The organism is Nocardia aurantia (assembly GCF_009604425.1).
GTDB classification, from domain to species: Bacteria; Actinomycetota; Actinomycetes; order Mycobacteriales; family Mycobacteriaceae; genus Nocardia; species Nocardia aurantia.
Map to the genome: position 1 here is coordinate 1 of NZ_WEGI01000042.1, position 1,737 is coordinate 1,737.

1 protein-coding gene is annotated in these 1,737 nt (G+C 70.2%); it reads right to left on the reverse strand.

The features are described 5' to 3' along the window. Positions 1-1,737 (reverse strand): non-ribosomal peptide synthetase (locus tag NRB56_RS38055; RefSeq protein ID WP_153349232.1); only part of this gene is annotated, 1,737 nt, incomplete at both ends.

Below are 1,737 nucleotides of genomic sequence, written 5' to 3' on the forward strand. Positions count from 1 at the left end.
TGAGGTCGGGGCGGGCGATGTAGCCGTGGGCGAGTTGGATTCCGGCGAGGTACAGCTCGCCGGGGACGCCGGCGGGGACCGGGCGCAGCCGGTTGTCCAGGACGTAGACGCGGGTGTTGTACACCGGGCGGCCGATGGGGACGGTGTCGGTGTCGGCGGGGGTGAGGGCGTGGTGGGTGACGTCGACGGCGGCTTCGGTGGGGCCGTACAGGTTGTGGACCCGGGCGCCGGTGAGTTCGGTGATCGCCTGAGCGGGCCTGCCGCTCAATGCTTCACCGGAGGCGAATACCAGACGCAACGACCGGCACAGTGTGTCCGGCTCGACCGGAAGCCCGGTGGCAGTGGCGATCTCGCGGTCGGCCGCCGCGGTGAGGGCGGCGACGAACACTGTCAGCACGGACGGCACGAAGTGGGCGACGGTGACCCGTTCGGTGGTGATCAGCTCGGCGAGGTAGCCCGGGTCGAGGTGCCCGTCCGGCTTCGCGACGACCAGGCGTGCGCCGATCTGCAAGGGCCAGAAGAACTCCCACACCGACACGTCGAACGTCGCCGGGGTCTTCTGCAACACCACGTCGTCGGTGGTGAGGCCGTACTCGGCCTGCATCCACACCAGGCGGTTCACGATCGCCGCGTGCGGCACCGCCACCCCCTTCGGGCGGCCCGTCGAACCCGACGTGAAGATCACATACGCGGTGTTCGAGGCACGCAGGGGCGCACGGCGTTCCGCGTCGGTGATGGGCGCGGTGGAGTAGTCCGCCAGCTCCAGCCGGTCGATCCGCACCTGGGCCGCGCGCAGCGGCAGGTCGACCCCGGAGGTCAGCACGGTCACCGGATCGGCGGTGGCGAGGATGTATTCGGTGCGCTCGGCCGGATGATCCGGATCCAGCGGCACATACGCGGCGCCGGCGACCGTCACGGCGTACATGCCGACCACCAGATCGATCGACCGCCGCATCCCCAGCGCCACAACCGAGTCCGGGCCCACGCCGCGGTCGATCAGCCAGCGTGCCAGGCGGTGGACCCGGTCCGCGAACTCCTGATAGGTCAGGCCGGTGCCCTCGAAGGTGAGAGCGGTCGCGTGCGGGGTTCGTTCGGCCTGCGCGCGGAACAGCGCGGCGAGCGTGACCGGTCCCGTGAGTTCGGCAGCGGTGTCGTTCCAGTCGGTCAGGATCGTGCGGCGCTCGGCGGCGTCGAGCAGATCGACCGCGCCGGCCGGCAGGTCCGGGGTGGTGGCGATCGTCGTCAGCACCCGGACGAGCCGGTCCGCCAGGCGCGCGATCGTGTTCTCGTCGAACAGGTCTCGCAGGTAGCCCGCCCGGATCCGCAGCCGCGCATCCAGTTGCGCGATCAGGGTCAACGGGTAGTGGGTGGCGTCCGTGGCCCGGATATTCGTGACCGCCATGCCGTCGATATCGGCCGCTTGCGCCCGGATGCCCTCGGCGTCGACCGGATACGACTCGAACACCACGAGAGTGTCGAACAGGCCACCGATTCCGGCCGCGGCCTGGATGTCGGCGAGGCCGATGTGGTGGTGGTCGAGCAGACCGGCCTGTTCGAGTTGGAGACGGGTCGCCAGATTCCGGATCGGCTCGTCCGGGTCGACCCGCACTCGGACGGGGACGGTGTTGATGAACAGGCCGACCATGGACTCGACCCCGGCCAGCCCCGCCGGCCGCCCGGACACCGTGGTACCGAACAACACATCATCGCGACCGGTCAACCGGCCCAGCAACACAC